This is a genomic window from Bacterioplanes sp. CLAM21, from assembly GCF_059641015.1.
On record NZ_CM184929.1, the window covers coordinates 1,837,513 to 1,858,864 of the forward strand.

The following is a 21,352-nucleotide window of genomic DNA, read 5'->3' on the forward strand; positions in this document are numbered from 1 at the left end:
TAACACTATTTCGATCACGCTGTTATGAGCTGAAAACTCCTCAATCAAGGCGCGAAGAGGGATGTTTAACGAGTTAAATGAAGGATGAGCAACACAGATTGAGGGGTTTTCAGCCATACCCCGAAGGGCTGGAGTCCGTTTTTCCCTGAGTAGCATTATTGGCTGCTCATTCAGGTAAGCCACACTCCTCATGCCTCACTCAAGAAAAACTGACTTGCAGCAGCAAAGAGCTAAATAGTGTTAACAGGCCCTGACAACCGGGCTGTATTTATCTCTGTCGCACTTTTATTTGCGTCCCCGCTATAAAGGCTATAGCGGGGAGTGTCCGTTAGTTCGCTGTTACTTGGTAGTGTCCAGCTTCAAACCCAAACGCCTTTACCAGTAAATTCCACTGCGCCAGTTGGCTGATCACTAGAGTGAGCCAAGCAATTTGAGCCCGATCGTAGTGCATGAGCAATTGCTCAAATGCCTGTTGTTTATCGCTTTCGCTGACCGTTTTTGCCACGCAGCAATCAACCCAACGCAGTAATGCACGCTCTTGATCACTGTAAAAGGGCAGGCTTTGCCAATGAATCACGGCATGTAAGCGCTCGGGTGTTTCGCCATAATGCAAGGCTTCTTTGTAGTGCATATCGAGGCAGTAGGGGCAGGCATTCAGCTGTGAGATGTAATAACGCATCAGCTCAAACAGTTTAATATCGGCCCAATCCAGCTGTTTGAGCAAGGTCTCTGTATGCATCAGGCTTGCCATCATCTCGGCTGGAATTTGTTGAAAGCTTATACGATTCATAATGTCGTCTCCAATAACTGGATGGCCAGTGTAAGACTCTGATATCTTGCTTAGAATGCAAATGTTATGCGTATCTTTTTTGCACTAAATGCAAAAGATAGTGAGTGAGGTAGAGATGCTAAATGCTGCGCGCATTTTTCTGAAAGTGGTTGAGCAGGGCAGTTTTTCTAAAGCCGCTAAGGTGTTAAGCATGGCACCGTCGTCGGTCACTCGTGCGGTTGACGGTTTAGAGCAGGAGCTGGGGGTTGCTTTGTTTGCCCGCAGTACACGGCAAATTAAACTCACTGAAAGCGGGCAACGTTTTTTAACGGATGTCAGGCCCTGGGTCGCTAAGGCGGACGAGCTAAAGTACAGCTTATTGCGACAGCAAGGGCCGCTGTCAGGGCGCTTAAGTGTGTCGGTGTTTGAGGCCTTTGGTATACAGCAGTTGGCCCCTAAGTTGGCGGATTTTATCGCCCAGTATCCGCATATAGAGCTGCAGATTGCCCACGACAATCGTATGGTCGATTTATTAGAAGAAGATGTTGATGTTGCCATTCGTATCGGTCGACCGACGGACTCTGGCCTTAAAGCGCTGCGTCTAATGGATAATCATACCCATGTCCTGGCAGCCCCTCAGTATTGGCAGCGCCACGGCATGCCGGAGCGGCCAGAGGACGTCAGTGGTCATAATTGTTTATTGCTCAGTCGCGGTCGTCAGCTCAGCTATTGGCATTTTCGCCGTCAACAGCAACATGTGCGCATTGCCGTTAATGGCAATCTCAGTTCACGCGGTGGAATGCCGTTATTGGCTGCAGCCATCGCCGGCGCTGGGGTGGTGCAATTATCACATTGGGTATCGGCAGAGGCCGTCGAAAACGGCCTATTGCAGCCTTGTTTGCCGGATTGGCAGGCCAGTTTGCAAGCGGCGGGTAGCGGCCAGGTATATGCGGTGTATTTGGCCACCAGCCACCCGAACCCTTTGGTTCGGGCGTTTATCGATTTTCTAAAACAGGCATTTTGTCATGGCTAACACCATCACCGAAAGGGCGCTGATTACAACGGCTGTAGGCAATCGGTGGCAATGGGTTGCTGGTGATAGGCTAAACCCAGCTGTTGCAAGAAGTACTGGCGCTCTGCCTGCAGCGGATTAATGTCTTCCAGTGTCAGACCATGCTGTTGGTATAAATCTTTCAGAAATGTCATATAGGCGTTGCCAGGTTCTAGCATTAAAGCGGCGCCGCCGGCATCGGGTTTAACTTGCGCATTGTCTTCTGGCGATAGGGTGATCTGTAACACCACGGGCTGCTCTTGTTGCTGAAAAGCGAGGTTGCGGCTGTGGGTTTTTTGTTGTGCCCAGAAATACGCCAGTTCTTTGCTCTGGGTTAAAAATATCGGATCGTCACTGCCAATGCTGCTGTGACCAATGGTTTTTAATAAATGCTGTTGGCGTGACATCAGCTCGGCGTCGCCGGCGCCTTTCAGCCCCTGTTGCTGAATCGAATCCAGCAGGCCAGATGCGGTGCCGTGATACCAGATGTTGCTGACGCGAAAGCCGTCCTGGCTAAGCAGTTGCTGAGTATCCTGAAACTGACTGGGGGTGGACTCTGTGCTCACGCAAACCTCTCGTATAAATAGCAATCATGCCCGATGGACTCAGGCGCAAGGAGCCGAGTATATCAACAGGCTGGCACCTTAACATCTTTAAAACCGTGAGTTGCAGTCAGCGTTACTGTGCATAGCAACGGGCGTTTAACCCTGCGCGATGGGAGTATCTAGGGCACCTCTGAATAATTCGGTGCCCGCTCTGGATCGCCAGAGGGCTCCAGATCACGAAGCCGGTTTGCCGCTCTAGCCAGCTACAGCAAAAATCGGCGACACAGAGCTGGAGTTCTCTGGCGATCCCCTTAGGGCGCGGGCTGCAGGCTTCCATAATGTCGTTGGCGATGTTGAAAAGGGCTGGCCATTTCCTGCCATCTCCGCCTTGTTCTGAAAGCCTGCTGCACTCGCGCAGATCTGTGCAGAATTATTCAGAGGTGCCCTAAATGAATTTGCTGGCGCTTGGGCAGTTGTCCCTGGCGCTGTTGTTGCCACTGCGAATCCAGTCGGTACTGGCTATCGGTTAATGCGCCGTTGTCGTACCTGTGCCTCACTTCTTCACGTTGTTGCCAACGGGTCTGAATGTGCTGCTGTTGGCCATCGACTAAACGCCACATATCCAAACGTCGGATTTGATTTGCAAAGGCGACGCCATGCTCATCTTGCTGTCCCTTAAAACTGGTTTGAGTTAGCTTTAACGACAGTTGCTCGTCAGGGGGATGGCCTTGCTGTTGGCTGCGGCTAAAAAACTCGGCGCGAAAATCGGGCAAGGCATTACTGGCGGCGGGGGAATAGGGCTGCGCCAGTTGCTCAACGGTTTGTACAATAAATTGCTGGGCGCTGGGTTGGTCGCTGCCCAAGCGTTGCAACCATTGTTGCCCTTGTTCGGCGCGTTGTAACAAGGCGTTCATCGCCGATTCAAAAAAGCCGCTGATTTGTGGCGCTAAACCATCGCTGGATTCTTGTATCTGCTGTTGCAGCCAAGCCAGGTCGTTGTGTCCTAGCAATGCCGCCTGATCAAAGCCGCGGCGGAAAGCATCAAAGCTGTGCTCGCTGTATTGGCTGCCTTGCCGTACTTGCCATTGACCGTCTAAATCCAAGGCACCATCACCGTGGCGTTGTTGCTGCACACTTAATCGTTGTTGGTTTTCTCCGGTGTTATGCCATGCCTGAAGATCAGCAGTTTTGACGTCGTTATGGCGTAATGAGGCAAATAGGTCTGAATGTTCGCTGCCAGAAAATAGGGCGCTGACACTGTGGCCAAGGTCGCGAACCAGCTGGCGCATTTGTTGCTCGGTGCTGTTGCTGAGTTCACTGCTACTGGCGATAGAAAAGTGTTTCAAACCGCCGTTTAAGCGCTGGGCAAATTGCACTTGGATGCGCTGGCCCGAGGTCAGTGTCAGCTCAACGTTCATGCCCGCCGAGCCCGTTGATGGTGGAGCCTTTTGCTCTGCTGGCAGGCGACTCACAGCATGATGTTGCAGCTGTTGGCTCAGTGCCGCGCCCAGCTTGATGCTTGATGCCATGGCCAGCTCCTTTGACTATTGGCAGGTTATCGGCGGCTTGGGGCTTGGCTGAAATAATGATTGAGTAACAGATAGACACAGGCCATGACTAACGCGACCAGGGTGCCTATATCGCGGCCCAGATACGGATAGCTGTAGCTGACGGTTAAGCAATAGCTCAGCAGTGCGCCCATGCCGGTTGGATAGTGGCGAATGCTGGCCGCCAATACCTGCGCACCGTAGCGAATGTGCAGCAGTAACATCAACGGGAAAAAACTGACCGGAAATGCCGCCAATAATCCCGCTTGCGAAGGCGCGAGCCAGCTGGCCAGTGCCGTAATGAGCACAACACTCAGGGTGGCCAGCGCCGCACGAAAGACCAAGCTGGCAATGGGATGATTTAGAAGGACTTGGCTTAGAAGGGAGTGACTCAGGAAGGAATGCCCGAGTTTTGGCTGACCACCGTGGTCAATGGTAGAGAGTGGCTCTATGCCACGCTGCATTCGGTGAAACACCAGTATGGCGATCACGGTAACAACGAGGGAGGCAATGCGGCTGGCTGGCATGTGTTGTAACAGCCAGATCACAGCAACAAAACACAGCAGCGCCACAACGACAGCAACAGGCAGGAAACTGAGCTGGGGGCGTCTGCGTATGACTTGCCAATAACCCCAGGCAAACGCCAACGCGCCAGACAAGCCCGCCAGGGTAAAGACCGCACTGCTGCCAGCAAACTGATCGCCTTGTTGCAGGGCAAAAAAATACAGCACGATGGCAGTACCGAGCGGAAAGCCAGCCAGTAGTCCGGCGTAGCGTGGCCCTAAGCGCTCGGCCACACTGGCTAGCAAGCAGACACTGGCAAAGGTGATTAGTATTTTGCTCAGCACTAGCATCAGATAAGCGCTGTCAGGGCGATGGTTTTGGCTTCAAGCGCTGCGCTGCGATTTCCCGTTTGTGCTTGGGCGATGGCGCCATCAAGCAACAGCTTTAATCCAATGGCTTGCTCTTGCTCTTGCTCTGGGCTGACTCGCTGACATTGTTGCTTCAGTATTGCCAGTACCCGTTGTTGATGTTGATGGCAATACAGCCAAACATCGCTATCGCTTTGACTGTATTCACTGGCACATTGTTGAAAAAAACAGCCGTAAAACGGCGCCAAATCACGTTCGTTGAACCAATCATCCAGGGCATCGAATAGCCGCTTAATCAAATCATTTAGTGATGACGCCGGGGTCAGTCGTTGCTGTAGCCAGTCGCACCAACGCTGATCGCGCAGCTGAAGGGCGGCCAGCAGCAAGGCTTCTTTGCTATCAAAATGATGGTACAGGGTTTTTCGGGCCACCTTGGCCTGTGCCAGTACGTCGTTAATGCCGACACTGTGAACACTGCGCTGATAAAACAGTGTTAAGGCTGCTTCGACCAGTTGTTGTCGTTTTTCCATTTGAGTCTTTGAGGTGAATGGCGTGGTGTTAACTTGACATGAGTAGACCAGTTTGTCTACCTTGGTAGACTGATTGGTCTACTTAGAGAGAATTACCTTTGCAAACATCCACTTTTTCTCGCCACTTCAAGCAAGTGTTTTGGCCCCCACTGTTGGCGGGGCTGGGAGCCAGTTTGTGTATTGGATTGCTGGCCGGGTTAAGTCAGCTTACTGACGTTAAAATCCTGATGGTGCCCTTTGGCGCCACTATGGTGATTGTTTTTGCCTTGCCTTCCAGTCCTTTGGCGCAGCCACGTAATGTGATTGGCGGTCATGTGCTAACAGCCGCTTTGGGGCTGGTATTGCTATTTATCGCAAACCAGTTTTCTTGGCCTGCTGATCATCCTATGTGGCTGGCGATGGCATCAGGATTGGGAGTGGCATTGATGATGTTGTGTCGCTGTGTGCATCCACCGGCGGGGGCAAATCCATTGCTGGTGTTGATGGTAGCGCCATCGTGGCAGTTTTTAATTGCCCCAGTATTGTCTGGTGCGGTACTGATCGTATTGTTTGCGGTGGCATTTTTTCGCCGCAGCGAGCAGCGCTATCCGCTCTCGGGGTGGTGGTCTTGATTCGTCGTCTACCCCGCTGGGTTATGCTGGGCGGAGCACTACTGGCTTTTAATGCCGGATTTATCAATGCATTAGCCTTATTAAGTTTTGTCCACCAGGCAATATCCCATGTAACGGGAACAGTGACGCTTGTTGCCAGTCATTGGGCTACGGGAGAGAGTGGCTGGCCTGTGCTGCTTGTGGTGTTGAGCTTTGTTCTGGGAGCCATGGTCAGCGGCATGGTGGTTGGCCATGAATCGCTGCGCCCAGGTCGACGCTACGGATTGGCGTTGTGGTTGGAGGCATTGTTGCTAATACTGGCCGGTTGGGCGCTGCAGCGGCAATGGTTGGCAGGGGAATGGTTGGCATCGGCGGCGTGCGGATTACAAAATGCCATGGTAGCGACTTTTAGTGGCTCGGTAATCCGAACCACCCACTTGACTGGCATTTTATCTGACATCGGTTCCTGGTTGGGTAATCGTCTTGCAGGACGAACGGTGGACCGTCGCCAGTTATGGCTGCATCTGACCTTGGTATCAGCGTTTACTCTTGGCGCAGGTGTTGGCAGTTATGGATTTACGTATTGGGCAGTGCAGGGTTTTTGGTTGGCGGCTCTGTTAATTGCAATGACAGCATTGATGTACCAACGCTGGCGACAGCACTGATAGCTATCTTTTACATCTAACGTGATTGTTGCTGCGGTTGTTTGGCTCTTTGCTGGCGGCGTTGACAGAGGTTGGCCCAGCCGCCACCGGACAGTCCATGGATAAAAACACTGAGCAAAATAGTCACAACACTGGTGCCAAACAACACGTCATAATGGGCAATGTTGGCGGCGTAGCCCAGTTGCTCAACGGCTAATAATAAATACAAAATACTGGCAATACCTCTCGGCCCAAACCAGGCTAAAAATGCCCGGCTGCTGGCATCGAGTGGCGTTCCAATCAGGCTAATGGCGACTGGCAACATGCGTACCAGGGTTAGGCTGAGCAGTGCATAAACCAGCATGGGCCAAGTAAGCATGGGCCAGGCGGCGGGAACAAAAATGGCGCCAAACAAAAAAAAGATCACCAGTGAGAGCAGCTGACCTTCGGCTTCTCCAAATTCTTTTAAACGGCCCATTACCCGTTTGCGTTTTGACTGTAAAAATAGCCCGGCGAGAAAAACCGCAATAAAGCCATTGCCGCCAATCGATTCGGTGGCGACAAAGGCGAATATGCCCAGGGCGACCGACGAAAGCCGTTGATACAACGGCGGCATCCAATGCTGTACGATGGCGTAATCGATTAGTTTGCCACCGAGGCGGCCGGCACCAATCCCCATAGCCGTGCCTAGTAGCAATTGGGTAACGATAAAGTCTGCCCAGTGCCAGGCATCTTGCTGACTGCCCGCTGCCAGAAGGGAGACGAATAATAATAAAATGGGCAAGGCAATGCCGTCGTTGAGGCCGCTTTCAACGGCAATGCTTTGACGCAGGCGGGTATCAAATTCGCGCTTGTCCATAATGGTTTGTGCTAGCGCGGCGTCTGTTGGCGTGAGGATAACGGCGATAATGGCAGCGGTGTACCAGTCCAGTGCGAACCAGTAAAAAGCCGTCAGCGTGCCGACGGCCACGGTTAGCGGCAAACCAATGGCCAATAACCGGATAGGGTAGGATTCGTAGCGCCATAACTGCTGACGTTTGATTTGGCTGGCATCAGTAAACAGCACTATGGCCAAGGTGAGTTCGGCGATATGTTGCAGCCCGTCACTATCGATGGCCGGCTCCACCCAATCGAGCAGTAAAGGTCCACACAGAATGCCCAGCAGCACAAACAGCATGGGCGCAGTAATGTCCAGTTGTTCAATTTGCCGTGCCACTAAGCCGTATATAAACAGTGCTGCGGCAAGAATCATGATGACAGTTTCAGTCATCTTCCCAGATCACTCGCAAGGGTTCGCCAAAGTCATCGTAGATAATCTTTTGTTTGGGCTTTTTACGGCGAGGCTTTTCTTTGTGCTGGCCTTTGCGCTGCTGTTGGCGGCGTTGGTCGATGGTGCGTAAGACGTCTTCAACCGGGGTGCGGCTGCTGGGCGGTTGCTCAAACCCTAAGGAGCGGTCATTGTACTGGCCATTTTCAAGGCCGGTTTCTCCACGCTGAAAACTGTGAATCTCACCGCCGTGCTGCAAATAGCGTTGGGTGTGTTGCTGCAGTTGCTCACGTAGCTCGCGCTTAGTTGGGCGTTTGCTCATAACCTGCTAATAGAAAGAGTTGGCAAGTCGTTCAGTATAGATGAAGGCAGCCTAGTAACACTACTTCGGCAACGCCTATTGATGTAACCGGGATGGAGACCGATCTTTGACAGCATGAGGTAAAGCTATCTGATATTCCTCTGGCGCTTCTTTATACTTATATCAGTATGTCTTACAAGGATGATTTTTTATGCAGTACTCAGGGATGGGCATCAACTGCTGTTGTTGGCGCGGATGTGATACTTCTTGGATTGTGCGTTTTACACTAGTTACGCTACTCAGTTTTTTTCTGGCGGCTTGCGGTTCTGATGATGCGGATAGTCGCAGCAAAGACACCAAGCCAGAACCGGGTAGAGGGGTTGTGACACCAACGATCAAGCAATTTAGCGTCAGTCATGATCAGGTATCCAAAGGCCAGACGATCCAGATAATGACCGAATTTACTGGGACTTCTGCTCGTATTGAGCCGGATATTGGTGATATTGAGTCTTCAGTTTGGTATTCGCACACACCAGGCGAAGATACTGAATATACGTTAACCGTGGAGGGAGAGTCAGGTGCCACTGTCACGCGCTCTTTGACGGTTGTGGTTGGCCCCGAATCAAAAACACGTTTTAGTATTGTTGCTTTAGGGGCATCTGCACATTCATCGTATGCCCATGACAGCTATCACACGGGTGTCAAAATCGAGGCATCTGAGTTTGAAATAGATTCTGTAACGGCGTCTGTTGCTGGCGTGTCACAAGCGCTGAATCTGACCAGTTGTGCAGAGGATGGCAGACAATGCACGGCAGACTATCAGGCGGAGTTAGATTTGTCTGGCATTGAATCCGGGCACTATGTGCTGGATATGATAGTGAAAGATGTAAAAGGCAATCTAAGCGTTCGTAGCCAAGCAATTCATTTAGATCGTCCGCCTGAAATATATGTAACGGCGCCGATATCTGGCTGGGCAGCGAATAGTGATACTGTGGACGTCGATGCTCAGTGTGAAGACAAAGAAGGCTCCTGTCGTGTCAGGTTTGTCGAACGAATTAGACTGCAAAATCTACCATTGATTGAGTCGCAAGGTCGCTTACATGAGGTCATCGAACTGCCGTTTTATGGTGTAGGTGATAGTGTTCGTTATGCCTTGGAGGCGATCGATGAGCAAGGACAAACGACGAGAGTCGAAGGGAACATCTTAGTAAAAGAAAGACTCGCTCTACAGCGGTTGTATGATGCTGAAGGAGACTTTGCTGCTTTTGAAGGCCGGCGATTAGCTTCTTGGCAAGGCGATGCGTTGGTTATTAATGAGATTAACTCCGATAAGTTGACCTCTATTGCCAGTCCTTCGGGGCAGGGAATTGATCGATCCCATCCACCTGTTTTTAGTTCTAATGGTATTGTGTTTGTCGATAACGCAAATGCCCCAACATTGTTTTATTTCTCTGATGGTGAAGTGACGGCTCTTGCACAAAACGTCAGTGAATTTCATGTTGCCGGACAATGGGCGCTGTGGGTGAATGATGGGCGCGCCAGTATTCGCGACCTGGAGACTAATACAACTCAGCTGCTGGGCAATGACATCAGCGACATTCAGCTGTTAGATGATGGCACCGCTTTTTATACCCATATCTCAAATGAAGCTATCAGGATGCGCTATTTCCAAGGAAGTACCACTGAATTGGCTTCATTTCCGTTGGGTTCTGTACGTGCCATAAAAACCTCACCCAATGGTACGCGTCATATGTATTTACAGTTGCAAGCTGGATCTGACGATCAGTATGCCTTAACGCTACTTGAACAGGGGCAAAGGATACAACTTCAAGAGTCGCAAGTACTCAGTGATCGGAATGCGCTGTATCTAATGCGATTTGCTTTAACAGACTCGTTCGCAGCGTACCACCAGCTCAGCGAGGCGGGCAATCAACAGGTGTGGCTGCTAGACAAAGACGGCAATAAATTGCAACGAAGTTTCTTCCAAGGTGATTCGCTGCTGTTTTCTCTGGCAGATGACGGTACCCTTCGTTTTACTCATTCGACGTCTTTGTACCGTGCTTTGCCTGGCCTAGAGCCAGTAGAGCTAGTCGATAAAAGTAGTGGCTTGGTTGAGGTTGGCTCTGAGCTGTTTTACCACTGGGGCATCTCTCTGTTTAAAGTAATAGAGCTTTAAATCGCCTGGACGACTCTGATGCGGTTGTCATATTCGCATCAGAGCTTAATGGGAGCTCTGGTTCAACAATCAATAAGTAGGCCAATAAAATCTCGTACAAGGTGCAAAAAGCGAACCACTCTGTGCTTTCTAGTGCTTTCTCGTTTTTGCTCGTACGCCAATTTATTTCTTGTCGACTTATAATAGGTTGGGCTCAGGAATAGTGACGAGGCATGAGTGTTTTCTGGTCAAGCACTGGCAGTGTGATGAGGTTCCCTAGTGCATTTATTGCAGTCATGATATGAGTTGTTGTAGTACTGATTTTTACGACCGCTAGCAGGGGCTCAATAAGAGAGTGTTGAATAGGCGGCTGTATTGAAGACAGTTACAACTGTACTGGTTATATAACTGACAACTGTATCTATAGATACTTTTGTTCTAAAGGTATTCTGCTTGCACGCTCGTAGCTGATTGCTGTTGCATCGCTTCGAATGACTTCCTTCTTTAGGGCCCCTCTCCGGGTGCCCCTTTTTCGTATTTTATTATGATCTTTATCCGACCTGCATTCGCCACTGACTATGGGCAACTGATTAGTGTATGGGAAGCAGCTGTCAGAGCCACCCACGATTTTTTACCTGAAGCGGACATAGCAACGCTGAAAAGCCTGATCTTAGATCAGTATTTTGATGCGGTATCACTGTATGTTGCGCGCCAAGCTGATGGTCATATTGTCGGTTTTTGTGGCGCGCTGGATGGTAATCTAGAAATGTTGTTTGTTTGTCCTACAGTCCACCGCAGCGGCATCGGCAAGCAACTGTGTCAGTTTGCCATCAGTGATTTGCATGTGACTCGCGTTGATGTCAATGAGCAAAACCCGGCAGCAATTGGGTTTTATCGCAGCCTGGGCTTTGTGCCGGTGGGGCGTTCTGATTTGGATGGGCAGGGTAATCCATACCCATTGGTGCATATGGCGTTGGCGTCAGAAAATTGATGTGATGGATAATAAGATTGCCAAAACACCCGCAATGCCAATGGGCCTAAATCAGCCATTAAAAAAGGTACGTATGCTGTTGTGGTAACACTGCTGCAGTACGTCTTCGGTGGTTAATTCTTTGACTTGGGCAATGGTCTCTGCCACAAACGGCAAATATTTAGGCGCATTTTCTACGCCACGAAAGGGAACGGGCGTTAAAAACGGTGCATCCGTTTCCAGCAATAAGTGTTCGATCGGAGTGGCTGCCACGACCTCGCGAACATTGTCGGCTTTATTAAAGGTGACAATGCCATTGATGCCTAAGCAAAAGCCCAGCTCCACAGCACGTTGTGCCAATGGCAGGCCGGAAGTAAAGCTGTGAATCACGCCTTTATGGGTCATCTGTGGGGCATATTCTTCAAGCAACGCTATGGTGTCGTCATCGGCGTCTCGGGTATGGATGACTACCGGCAACTGGCACTCGATGGCCAGCTCTAACTGGCGAGCAAAGTGCTGGCGCTGCACGCTGCGATCACAGTTGTCGTAATAATAATCCAGACCGATTTCACCCACGGCAACGACCTTGGCATCACTGGCATGCTGGCGAATATAGGATGCGCAGTCGCTGTCGAATTTGGCTGCTTCATGGGGGTGAACCCCTAGGGTGGCATACACGTCGTCGTATTGCTGTGCCAAGGCTAGTGCTGCTGGCATATTGCCAGGTTCAACACTGATGGTCATAAAGCGCTCAACGCCTACCGCTCGAGCTTGCTCCAGAATGTCATCAATCGGCTGGTCTTTCAGATAATCGAGGTGGCAGTGGGTTTCAATGATGGGGTGCGCGTACAGCGGAATGTCGCGGCGCTTTTTTTTGCTCATACAACAACCAAAAGAGGAAACGGTGCGCCAGTATAACAAAGGCGCTGCCGTCTCTTAAGAAGGAAGGTTAGATCTGACCTGAGGTCACCATCTTGATGGGATGAATGGCGGCTTTTTGCAGTCCTGGGTTAAGAGCATGCATGCGTTTCGCCAGCTTGCCTAAGGTCTTGGCACGATTGCCCGGTGCCGGGTGAGTGCTAAGGAACTCAGGGCCGCCTCCGCCACCGACTTTGGCCATTTTTTGCCACAGGCTTACCGCCGCTTCGGGCTGATAGCCGGCTAGGGTGGCCAGTTCAATGCCGATGCGATCAGCCTCGCTTTCTGCGGTGCGACTGTTGGGCAGTTCAAGGGCCAGTTTGGCAGCCAAGGCCGCTCCGGCCAGGGTTAGCTGATCTTGTTCTGTGGCGGCGCCGGCGGCGATCAGTCCGGCCTGCATAACCATGGCGCGCGACATGCGCTCAGCGCTGTGATTGGCCAGGGCGTGGGCAATTTCATGGCCCATAATCTGGGCGATTTCGTCGTCTGTTAACGACAGCTGATCAATAATGCCGGTGTAAATGGCCATGCGTCCCCCAGCCATGCACCAAGCATTAAGGGTTTTAGGGTCATCAATCACGGCAACGCTCCAGTGCCAGTTTTTGCTGCTGGGGTATTTTTCCACTGCTTTGCTCACCAGGCGGCCAGTAATTTGCTGAATGCGTTTCAATCTGGCTGCATCTTTCACCAGCTGCCGTTGCTCAGTGAGCTGGGTCATGGTACTGGCGTAGGCTTTTTCCGATTGCACGATGGCCGACTGGGGCGATACCAGCATCAGCTGTGAGCGGCCGGTGGGGCTGGTGGCGCAGCCGGCCAGCAGACCGGTGCTGACCAAGGCCATAATCAAAAACTTGTTCAAAGGTTTCATCAGGCATCCTTTAGTTTGCTGTCATCGCCCCAGTCTGAGGCGTTGCTCTGGTATACTGCTGCCATCATAAACCATGGGAAACAAACTGTGTTTGCAGGCATTGAATTTCATCCGCGCATCATGGCGACGCTGGAAAAACTCGCTATTGATACCCCGACCGAAGTACAGCAGGCGGTGTTGCCTCTGGCTGAGCATGATTTGCAGGTCTGTGCCGAGACTGGCAGCGGCAAAACGTTAGCCTATTTACTGCCATTGTTGCAGCAGTTGTTGACCACCAATGCGCCTAACACAGCCACTCGGGCGTTGATTCTGGTGCCGACGCGAGAATTGGCCCGTCAGGTCTACAAAGACTGCAAAGCCTTTACCGATATGAATACCCTCGATGTCGGCGTGCTGACCGGCGGTGAGGAGTTTAAGTATCAGGCTGCAATGCTGCGCAAGAATCCTGAAATCCTGGTCGCTACGACTGGACGCCTGGTGGATCATATTAAACGTGAAACCGTCGATCTGACTGATCTGGAGTTTCTGGTGTTGGACGAAGCCGACCGTATGTTAGATATGGGCTTTGCCGACGATATGGACATTATTTTGCAGCGTGCCAAAGCCGAGCGCCGCACGTATTTATTGTCAGCAACGCTGCATCATCAAGGTGTACAACGCATTGCCGGTAGCTGGTTGGTGGATGCCAAAGAGATCACCACCCAAAGTGCCAGTGATGCCCATGCCTTTATTCGCCAGCAGCGCATTTTGGCCGACGACAATGCCCATAAAGATCGTTTGCTGGTGTGGCTGCTGGCCAATGAAAGCTATGACAAGGCCATTGTGTTTGTGAACCGCCGTGATGAGGTGGATCGTTTGGCTGATTTCCTGCGTCAACATCGCGATGGTATCGCTGCTTTGCACGGAGAAATGACCCAGGATGAGCGCAACTATGTGCTGCAGCAGGTGCGCCAGGGTAAGCGACGTATCTTAGTGGCCACGGATGTCGCCGCCCGTGGTCTGGATGTTGAAGGTATGGATCTGGTTGTTAACTATGATCTGGCCCGCAAAGGCGATGAATATGTGCATCGTATTGGCCGCACCGGGCGTGCCGGTCAGCATGGTTTGGCCATTGCCCTGATCAGTGCCCATGAATGGAATCTCAAGGCACGTATCGAAAAGTATCAGCAGCAAACGCTGGAGCCACGCACCATTGACGGCTTAAAGGCTAAATATCAAGGGCCGAAAAAAGTTAAAAGCTCGGGTAAGGTAGCGGGTAAAAAGAAAAAGCCCAGTGCGCTAAAAGGCGGTAAAAAGCCAGCGCCAGGCCATAAAAAATCTGCGGCTAAAGGGAAAAAAGCCGACAGCAAATCGTCGCCACGCAAACCTGTGCGTACTGGCAACTTAATGGATGGCGAAGGTTTTGCGCCGATCCGACGCAAAAAAGACTGAAAATAGCCAACAGTGCACGCCAAGGCTCGGGCGTGCACTTTTATGTCTGTGTTCGCAAGCTTGTTCTATCACACCGCACTCTGTGCTTCGACCTGGCGATCCAGGCCTTCAATCACCGCTTGGCGCAGCGCTTCACACTGTTTGGCATCGGAAAACGGTTGGCCATGGTGATCGACGATAAAGAAAATATCGTGAATGCGCTCACCTTCGGTCAGAATTTTGGCGCCCTGAACTTCAGCGCCAAATTGCGCAAAAATAGCCCCCATACGTGCCAGCAGTCCAGGGCGATCTGCGGCGACAATTTCCAACACCGTACGTTGAGTGCTGGGGTCGTTGCTCATGGTGACCTGGGTGTTGACCCGGAATTGTTTTAGCGCGCGTGGTGTGCGGCGCTGAATGATGGTGCTGTAGTCATCAGGTCGGCTGATGGCGTCTTCCAGTACCGAGCGAATGTGGTCAATACGTTTAGGATCGACCACCGGCAAGTTGTTTTCATCCAGTACTATGTAGGTATCGACGGCATTTTTCTCCTGCTCGGAGGTCATAATGCGCGCGTCCTGAATATTCAGGTTGAGCTGATCCAGCGTGGCGGTGGTGACGGCAAATAAATTCGGTTGGTCTTTGGCTAATACAAAGATCTGGGTCGCACCTTCAAATTCGCGTTCTGACGTTGGCCTAACCGCAATCAGGGGTTTGTCGCTGAAATTATGCTGATCCAGTAGCAGGGTTTGCCAAATAATATTGTCGACGCCTTCGCGCAGAAAATAATCATTGCCCGGGTTAGACCACAACAGTTCAATGCGCTCTTCGCTCAGGCCCTGCTGCATGAGGCGGGATTTAGCTTCCTGTTGGATTTCTGCCACCACATCATCAATGTTGCGAGGATTGCCTAGGCCGCGTCGCAGAGCATTTTGTGTGTTGCGATACAGCTCACGCATTTGCTCAGCGCGCCATGGGGTCCAAAGCTTAGGGTTGGTGCTGACAATGTCTGCTACAGAAATCAGATACAGCATGTCCAGATGCTGCTGATCACCCACTTCCACCGCAAAGGCATGAATATCTTCTGGATTGTTTAGGTCTAGGCGTTGTGAAGCATTGGACATCAGTAAGTGGTTGCTGACTAGCCAAGTCACCATATGGCTGTCAGTGGGGCGTAAATTATGCTGACGGCAAAAGCGTGCGGCGATTTCCCCGCCGTTGGCAGTATGATCACCTTCCATGCTTTTACCGGTATCGTGCAGCAAGGCGGCCAAATAAAGAATTTCTTTTTTCATAATGCGATGGATGATTCGTGACGCCAGTGGATAGCGTTCACGGACATCGCTAAAGCGGAAATGGCGTAACAGTCTGGCCATGCGCAAACTGTGATCATCGACCGTATACACGTGAAATAGATCGTGCTCCATCATGCCGATGATTTTGCCGAACTCCGGAATATAAACGCCCAAAATACCGTAACGCAGCATGCGCGATAGTTCGCGTACTACGCGTTCACGATTGCGCATGAGTTCCATAAATACCGCATTGTATTGCGGGTTGTTGCGGTAATCGTCATCGATCAGGTGGCGATGATCGCGCAGTGCACGAATAGTCGTGGTGTGTATGCCTTTGGCGTTTGCAGTGCGCGCCATTAGCAAAAACACTTTTAATAACCACTCGGGTTCGCGGCGAAATAAATCTGGATCGGTGAGCTGTAAATAGCCGTTGCAAAGTACAAAGTGCTCATTGAGAGGAACCACATCCGTAAGCTGACCGCTGTGCATAAAATCGTCATTAAAATGCAGCAGTAGCAAGTCACACAGTTCCAATGTGGCGAGCTGGTTGCGATAAAAACGCCCCATAAACTGCTCGACGCCGAGCTGGCGGTTGTCTTCTTCAAAGCCTAATAATTCGGCAACTTCGCGCTGTAAATCAAACAGCAGGCGATCTTCTTCGCGACCAGACAACATATGTAGGGCGTAACGTACTCGCCATAAAAAGGTCAGGCTGCCGGCCAAACGCTGATGTTCAAATTCAGTTAAAAAGCCGTTGTCTTCCAGCGCTTGCAGTGTGCCTTCGCCAAAATGGCGCATGGTTACCCAGGTAATGGTTTGAATGTCGCGCAAGGTGCCGGGAGAGTTTTTTACATTCGGCTCCATATTGTATTCGGAGCTTTTGTGCTTTTTGTGGCGCTGCTGAATCTCTTCCCATTTGGCATTAAAGAATGCTTGGGCTGGCCATAGCTGTTGTGGTGCGGTAGCGGCTTGCAGCGATTGGTGCAGGCTGGCATCACCAGCCAGTGGCCGGCTTTCCATCATATTGGTAATGATGGTGAGGTCTTTGCCAGCTTCCTCTAGGCACTCATCTAAGGTGCGAACGCTGTGGCCGATATCGAGTTTGAGGTCCCACAGTAAAGTAATAAAGCTTTGCAGCTGCTCGCTGTGTCGATTGATGGAGGCTTCGTCGCGCGCCAGGATCAGCAAATCGATATCTGAGTGTGGATGCAACTCGCCGCGCCCATAACCGCCAACGGCAATTAAGGCGAGATGGTCGGCATCGAGTTGCAGGTGTTGCCACAAGGTATGCAAAATAACATCGATCAGCTTAGCGCGATGATGCACTAGGGTGACGGCATCTAACGTGGCTCGAAAGTAGTCGTGGCAGTCTGCTTGCAGTTGCGATAACAGACCGCGCACAACGGGTATGGGGGACACAGCGTGCTGCAGTTGCTGTTGCAGGCTGGCGACATCCACTTCGGGTAAGGTCAAGCTGACTGTGTCCATAATGTGGCTCAGGCGAAGCGCGTCTCTTCCTGGCGGCGAGTCAGTACTTCAACACCGCTGTCCGTCACTAGCAGGGTATGCTCCCATTGAGCCGATGGTTTGCGGTCTTTGGTGATCACCGTCCATTCATCTTTCATCAGCTTGGTAAAGCGTTTGCCCTGGTTGATCATGGGCTCAATGGTAAAGGTCATACCGGCTTGTAATTCAAAGCCCGTGCCGGGACGGCCATAATGCATGACTTGTGGCTCTTCATGAAACTCTTTGCCGATGCCGTGACCGCAATATTCGCGCACCACGGAATAGTGGTTGCTTTCGGCGTACTGCTGAATGGCGTGGCCAATATCACCCAGGCGTACCCCCGGCTTAACCATATCAATGCCGATGTACAGGCACTCTTGGGTGATGTCGACCAAACGCTTGAGCGCTGGCGTAGGTTCGCCAACGTAAAACATCTTGCTGGTATCGCCGTGGTAGCCATCTTTGATGACGGTCACATCAATATTAATGATGTCGCCTTTCTTTAAGGCTTTGTCATCACTGGGGATGCCGTGACACACCACATGGTTGATGGACGTACAGATCGATTTGGGGAAGCCGCGATAGTTGAGCGGTGCCGGAATGGCCTGCTGCTGGTTGACAATATAATCGTGGCAGATACGGTCCAGCTCGCCGGTGGTGACGCCGGGCTTGACGTAGTCGCCGATCATTTCCAGCACTTCAGCGGCCAGTCGGCCGGCAACGCGCATCTTTTCAATTTCATCAGCAGTTTTAAAGGTTACAGACATTGAGACCATCGCTCGCACATTTCTAAACAGTCTCTATTGTACAGTGACTGACCGACAGCGTGAACAGTGCGGTAATTCCTGTCGTTGACACTGGTTTGCAAGGGTGAAAAGTGGTATAAAGCGCCCGCGAAAAGCACACCCCTGCCTGGATGTTGTTCATTCAGGCGTTTGGGGAACACACACACACTTCTTAAGGCGGAGTCGGGGTGCTGCTCTTTTGAGCGGTCGGCAACGTGAAGTGTGGAGGCCTAACCCAATGAAACTTAAGGTAAAATCATGGCACAAGTAAGCATGCGTGACCTGCTGAAAGCAGGTGTACACTTCGGTCACCAAACTCGTTACTGGAACCCTAAAATGGGTAAGTACATCTTTGGTGCTCGCAACAAGATTCATATCATCAACCTGGAGCACACGGTTCCTGCGTTGAACGAAGCGTTGAAAGTGATCGAAGGTCAAGCGTCTCGTAACAACAAGATTCTGATGGTAGGTACTAAGCGTGCCGCTGGTAAGATCATCAAAGAGCAAGCCGAGCGCTCTGGTGCGTCTTACGTAGCTCACCGTTGGTTGGGCGGTATGCTGACCAACTACAAGACTATTCGTCAGTCTATTAAGCGTCTGCGTGACCTGGAAGCACAGCAATCTGACGGTACCTTCGAGCAGCTGACTAAAAAAGAAGCTCTGATGCGTACTCGTGAAATGGAGAAGCTGGAGCGTTCTATCGGTGGTATCAAAGAAATGGGCGGTCTGCCTGATCTGCTGTTCGTGATCGACGTTGACCACGAGCGTATCGCTGTTCAAGAAGCTAACAAGCTGGGTATCCCAGTCGTTGGTATCGTTGATACTAACTCTAACCCAGATGGTGTTGACTACGTTATCCCAGGTAACGACGACGCTATCCGTGCGATCCAGATTTACGCTTCAGCCGTTGCTGATGCCGTTCTGGAAGGCCGTCAGGCAACTGGCGCTGCTGACGAGTTCGTAGAAGTGGCTGAAGACGCTGAGCAAGCGGCTGCAGAATAAGCTTCCAGGCTCTGAATGAAAAAGGGGGCTTGCCCCCTTTTTTTAGATATTTAGACACTGTTATAGAGGAATTTAGACATGGCGAATATTTCAGCCGCACAGGTAAAAGAACTGCGTGAGCGCACGGGTCTGGGCATGTTGGAGTGCAAAAAAGCACTGGCAGCTGCAGAAGGCGATATCGATAAGGCAATTGAAGACCTGCGTAAGAACTCTGGTCTGAAAGCAGCTAAGAAAGCGGGCCGTACTGCTGCCGAAGGTAAAGTGCGTGTGATCGCTAACGACGGCGTTGTCGTTGCTGTTGAAGTTAACTCAGAAACTGACTTCGCTGCGGGCGACTCTAACTTCGGTGATTTCGCTGATAAAGTGGCTGCAAAGCTGGCTGAAAGCAAAGAAACCGATGTGGTTAAGCTGACCGAAGGTGAGCTGGAAGAAGACCGCATGGCGCTGGTACAAAAGATCGGTGAAAACATCACTGTTCGTCGCGCGTTTGTTGTTGAAGGCGAAACTGTGGGTGCTTACCTGCACGCAACTGGCAAGCTGGCCGCTATCGTTGAACTGAAAGGTGGCGACGCTGAACTGGCTAAAGAAATTGCCATGCATGTTACTGCTGTGAACCCACGTGTTCTGAGCCCAGAAGACATGCCAGCCGAAGTTCTGGAAAAAGAGAAAGAAATCATCAAGGCGCAGCCAGATATGGCTGGCAAGCCAGATGAAATCGTTGAAAAAATGATGGGTGGTCGTCTGCAGAAGTTCTTGAAAGAGAACAGCCTGCTGGAGCAGCCTTTCGTTAAAAACCCTGAGCAAACTGTTGGCCAGCTGGCGAAAGCCGCAGGTGCTGAAGTGGTATCTTTCGTTCGCGTTGAAGTGGGCGAAGGTATCGAAGTTGAGCAAGTTGACTTCGCAGCGGAAGTGGCAGCGCAGCTGAAAGGCTAATTGCCCATCGGGGTGCCGGCACCGCTGAGTGCCCCTGTCCATATGCCGGGTTCGCCCGGCATATTTGTATATGATGATCACCGGAGAGACCCAGGCCATGGCGGAAATGAAAAGCGCAAAATACAAACGAGTTCTGTTAAAACTGAGTGGTGAGGCCCTGATGGGCGAGCTGGATTTTGGTATTGATCCAAAAGTGCTCGACCGTATGGCGCTGGAAATTGGTCAGTTGCGCGGCATTGGTGTGCAGGTCGGGCTGGTGATTGGTGGTGGTAATCTGTTCCGCGGCAAGGCCTTGAGTGAAGCGGGCTTGGACCGTGTTGCCGGTGACCATATGGGCATGTTGGCCACCGTTATGAATGCGTTGGCTATGCGCGATGCGTTAGAGCGCGCTAATATGCCGACCCGAGTGATGTCGGCGATACCGATGAGCGGCATTGTTGATCACTACGACCGTCGTAGTGCTATCCGGGCGCTGGATAGCGGCGATGTGGTAATTTTCTCTGCGGGTACCGGTAATCCATTTTTTACCACCGACTCGGCTGCTTGTTTGCGTGGCATTGAAATCAATGCCGATCTTGTTCTGAAGGCAACCAACGTCGATGGTGTGTATACTGCCGACCCGAAGAAGGTTCCAGACGCCGAAAAGTACGATTGTTTGACGTACCAGGAAGTGCTGGAGAAACAGCTTGGCGTAATGGATCTGACCGCGATTTGTTTGGCTCGCGATCACAGCATGCCGTTGCGTGTTTACGATATGAACGAACAGGGAGTGCTAGCCCGCCTGATGACGGGTGGCAGCGATGGTACTCTGATTGTCAGTGAGGATAAGTGACGATGATTAACGACATCAAAAAAGATGCAGAAGAGCGCATGGCCAAGAGTGTGGCGTCGGTAGTGGAAGCATTTAAGCGTGTACGTACCGGTCGCGCGACTCCAGCGATTCTCGACGGCGTTATGGTCAGTTATTACGGTGTCGACACGCCGCTGTCTCAGGTGGCTAACATCATGGTGGAAGATGCTCGTACGTTGGCGATTAACCCGTGGGAAAAGCCGATGGTGCCCGAGATCGAAAAAGCCATCATGAAATCAGATCTGGGTCTGAACCCTGCAACCTCTGGTGACACTATTCGTGTACCTATGCCAGCGCTGACGGAAGAAACCCGTAAAGATTACATCAAGCAAGCGCGTGCTGAGGCAGAAAAGGGCCGAGTGTCCGTTCGTAACATTCGCCGTGACGCTAATGGCACCCTGAAAGACCTGCAAAAAGAAAAAGAAATCTCTGAAGACGAGCAACGCGGTGGTGAGGAGCAAATCCAGAAACTGACCGATAAATATATTGCTCAGATCGACGATTTGCTGGCGGATAAAGAAAAGGACCTGATGAAGGTTTAATT

Annotated in this window: 21 protein-coding genes; 10 read left to right on the forward strand and 11 right to left on the reverse strand. The window is 51.3% G+C overall.

Going from position 1 to position 21,352, the window contains the following annotated elements:
• Positions 1-328: 328 nt before the first annotated feature.
• Positions 329-790, reverse strand: coding sequence for a carboxymuconolactone decarboxylase family protein (locus AC55FS_RS08530; protein ID WP_496935655.1), 462 nt, complete (start codon positions 788-790; stop codon positions 329-331).
• Between the two features lie 100 nt (positions 791-890).
• Between AC55FS_RS08530 and AC55FS_RS08535 the strand changes: the two genes are divergently transcribed.
• Positions 891-1,802, forward strand: a complete 912-nt coding sequence (locus AC55FS_RS08535; RefSeq protein ID WP_496935656.1) for a LysR family transcriptional regulator — start codon at positions 891-893, stop codon at positions 1,800-1,802.
• Between the two features lie 23 nt (positions 1,803-1,825).
• Here the strand turns inward: AC55FS_RS08535 and AC55FS_RS08540 are convergent, their stop codons facing one another.
• From AC55FS_RS08540 to AC55FS_RS08555, 4 genes are all read right to left on the reverse strand, one after another.
• Positions 1,826-2,386 (reverse strand): hypothetical protein, encoded by a 561-nt coding sequence (locus AC55FS_RS08540; RefSeq protein ID WP_496935657.1) that lies wholly within the window; start codon positions 2,384-2,386, stop codon positions 1,826-1,828.
• A gap of 413 nt (positions 2,387-2,799) precedes the next feature.
• Positions 2,800-3,894, reverse strand: a complete 1,095-nt coding sequence (locus AC55FS_RS08545) for a hypothetical protein (protein ID WP_496935658.1) — start codon at positions 3,892-3,894, stop codon at positions 2,800-2,802.
• Positions 3,895-3,920: 26 nt separating this feature from the next.
• Positions 3,921-4,766 (reverse strand): hypothetical protein, encoded by an 846-nt coding sequence (locus tag AC55FS_RS08550; RefSeq protein WP_496935659.1) that lies wholly within the window; start codon positions 4,764-4,766, stop codon positions 3,921-3,923.
• Positions 4,766-5,314, reverse strand: coding sequence for a TetR/AcrR family transcriptional regulator (locus AC55FS_RS08555; protein ID WP_496935660.1), 549 nt, complete (start codon positions 5,312-5,314; stop codon positions 4,766-4,768). Before AC55FS_RS08555 ends, AC55FS_RS08550 begins: the two co-directional genes overlap by 1 nt.
• 173 nt (positions 5,315-5,487) lie before the next feature.
• Between AC55FS_RS08555 and AC55FS_RS08560 the strand changes: the two genes are divergently transcribed.
• Together AC55FS_RS08560 and AC55FS_RS08565 are read left to right on the forward strand one after the other, a co-directional pair.
• A complete protein-coding gene (locus AC55FS_RS08560; protein ID WP_496935661.1) occupies positions 5,488-5,925 on the forward strand; it encodes an HPP family protein in 438 nt (145 codons plus the stop codon).
• Positions 5,922-6,569: a YoaK family protein gene (locus AC55FS_RS08565; RefSeq protein ID WP_496935662.1), complete on the forward strand. Its 648-nt coding sequence runs from the start codon at positions 5,922-5,924 to the stop codon at positions 6,567-6,569. Before AC55FS_RS08560 ends, AC55FS_RS08565 begins: the two co-directional genes overlap by 4 nt.
• 16 nt (positions 6,570-6,585) lie before the next feature.
• Here the strand turns inward: AC55FS_RS08565 and AC55FS_RS08570 are convergent, their stop codons facing one another.
• Positions 6,586-7,818, reverse strand: a complete 1,233-nt coding sequence (locus AC55FS_RS08570; protein ID WP_496935663.1) for a cation:proton antiporter — start codon at positions 7,816-7,818, stop codon at positions 6,586-6,588.
• Positions 7,811-8,137 (reverse strand): hypothetical protein, encoded by a 327-nt coding sequence (locus AC55FS_RS08575; protein WP_496935664.1) that lies wholly within the window; start codon positions 8,135-8,137, stop codon positions 7,811-7,813. The genes AC55FS_RS08570 and AC55FS_RS08575 overlap by 8 nt, the downstream gene beginning before the upstream one ends.
• Positions 8,138-8,498: 361 nt before the next feature.
• Here AC55FS_RS08575 and AC55FS_RS08580 point away from each other — a divergent pair, with 361 nt between their 5' ends.
• Entirely contained in the window at positions 8,499-10,292 is a 1,794-nt protein-coding gene (locus tag AC55FS_RS08580; RefSeq protein ID WP_496935665.1) for a hypothetical protein, read from the forward strand.
• Between the two features lie 523 nt (positions 10,293-10,815).
• Positions 10,816-11,262 carry a GNAT family N-acetyltransferase gene (locus tag AC55FS_RS08585; RefSeq protein WP_496935666.1) on the forward strand — a complete coding sequence of 149 codons (447 nt, stop codon included), beginning with the start codon at positions 10,816-10,818 and terminating at the stop codon, positions 11,260-11,262.
• 51 nt (positions 11,263-11,313) lie between these two features.
• On the opposite strand, the gene AC55FS_RS08590 is transcribed toward AC55FS_RS08585, so the two are convergent.
• Positions 11,314-12,123: a TatD family hydrolase gene (locus tag AC55FS_RS08590; RefSeq protein ID WP_496935667.1), complete on the reverse strand. Its 810-nt coding sequence runs from the start codon at positions 12,121-12,123 to the stop codon at positions 11,314-11,316.
• 67 nt (positions 12,124-12,190) lie between these two features.
• Complete coding sequence (locus tag AC55FS_RS08595) at positions 12,191-13,027, reverse strand: M48 family metallopeptidase (RefSeq protein WP_496935668.1); 837 nt, start codon at positions 13,025-13,027, stop codon at positions 12,191-12,193.
• Between the two features lie 87 nt (positions 13,028-13,114).
• Between AC55FS_RS08595 and AC55FS_RS08600 the strand changes: the two genes are divergently transcribed.
• Complete coding sequence (locus AC55FS_RS08600) at positions 13,115-14,458, forward strand: DEAD/DEAH box helicase (protein WP_496935669.1); 1,344 nt, start codon at positions 13,115-13,117, stop codon at positions 14,456-14,458.
• 68 nt (positions 14,459-14,526) lie between these two features.
• Here the strand turns inward: AC55FS_RS08600 and glnD are convergent, their stop codons facing one another.
• Complete coding sequence (gene glnD, locus AC55FS_RS08605) at positions 14,527-17,220, reverse strand: [protein-PII] uridylyltransferase (protein WP_496935670.1); 2,694 nt, start codon at positions 17,218-17,220, stop codon at positions 14,527-14,529.
• 8 nt (positions 17,221-17,228) lie between these two features.
• Positions 17,229-18,005, reverse strand: a complete 777-nt coding sequence (map, locus tag AC55FS_RS08610; RefSeq protein ID WP_496935671.1) for a type I methionyl aminopeptidase — start codon at positions 18,003-18,005, stop codon at positions 17,229-17,231.
• A 276-nt stretch (positions 18,006-18,281) separates the two neighbouring features.
• Between map and rpsB the strand changes: the two genes are divergently transcribed.
• From rpsB to frr, 4 genes are all read left to right on the forward strand, one after another.
• Complete coding sequence (rpsB, locus tag AC55FS_RS08615; protein WP_496935672.1) at positions 18,282-19,025, forward strand: 30S ribosomal protein S2; 744 nt, start codon at positions 18,282-18,284, stop codon at positions 19,023-19,025.
• Positions 19,026-19,103: 78 nt separating this feature from the next.
• Positions 19,104-19,958, forward strand: a complete 855-nt coding sequence (gene tsf / locus AC55FS_RS08620) for a translation elongation factor Ts (RefSeq protein ID WP_496935673.1) — start codon at positions 19,104-19,106, stop codon at positions 19,956-19,958.
• Between the two features lie 70 nt (positions 19,959-20,028).
• Positions 20,029-20,790 carry a UMP kinase gene (pyrH, locus tag AC55FS_RS08625; protein WP_496935674.1) on the forward strand — a complete coding sequence of 254 codons (762 nt, stop codon included), beginning with the start codon at positions 20,029-20,031 and terminating at the stop codon, positions 20,788-20,790.
• A 2-nt stretch (positions 20,791-20,792) separates the two neighbouring features.
• Entirely contained in the window at positions 20,793-21,350 is a 558-nt protein-coding gene (gene frr / locus AC55FS_RS08630) for a ribosome recycling factor (RefSeq protein WP_496935675.1), read from the forward strand.
• Positions 21,351-21,352 lie beyond the last annotated feature (2 nt).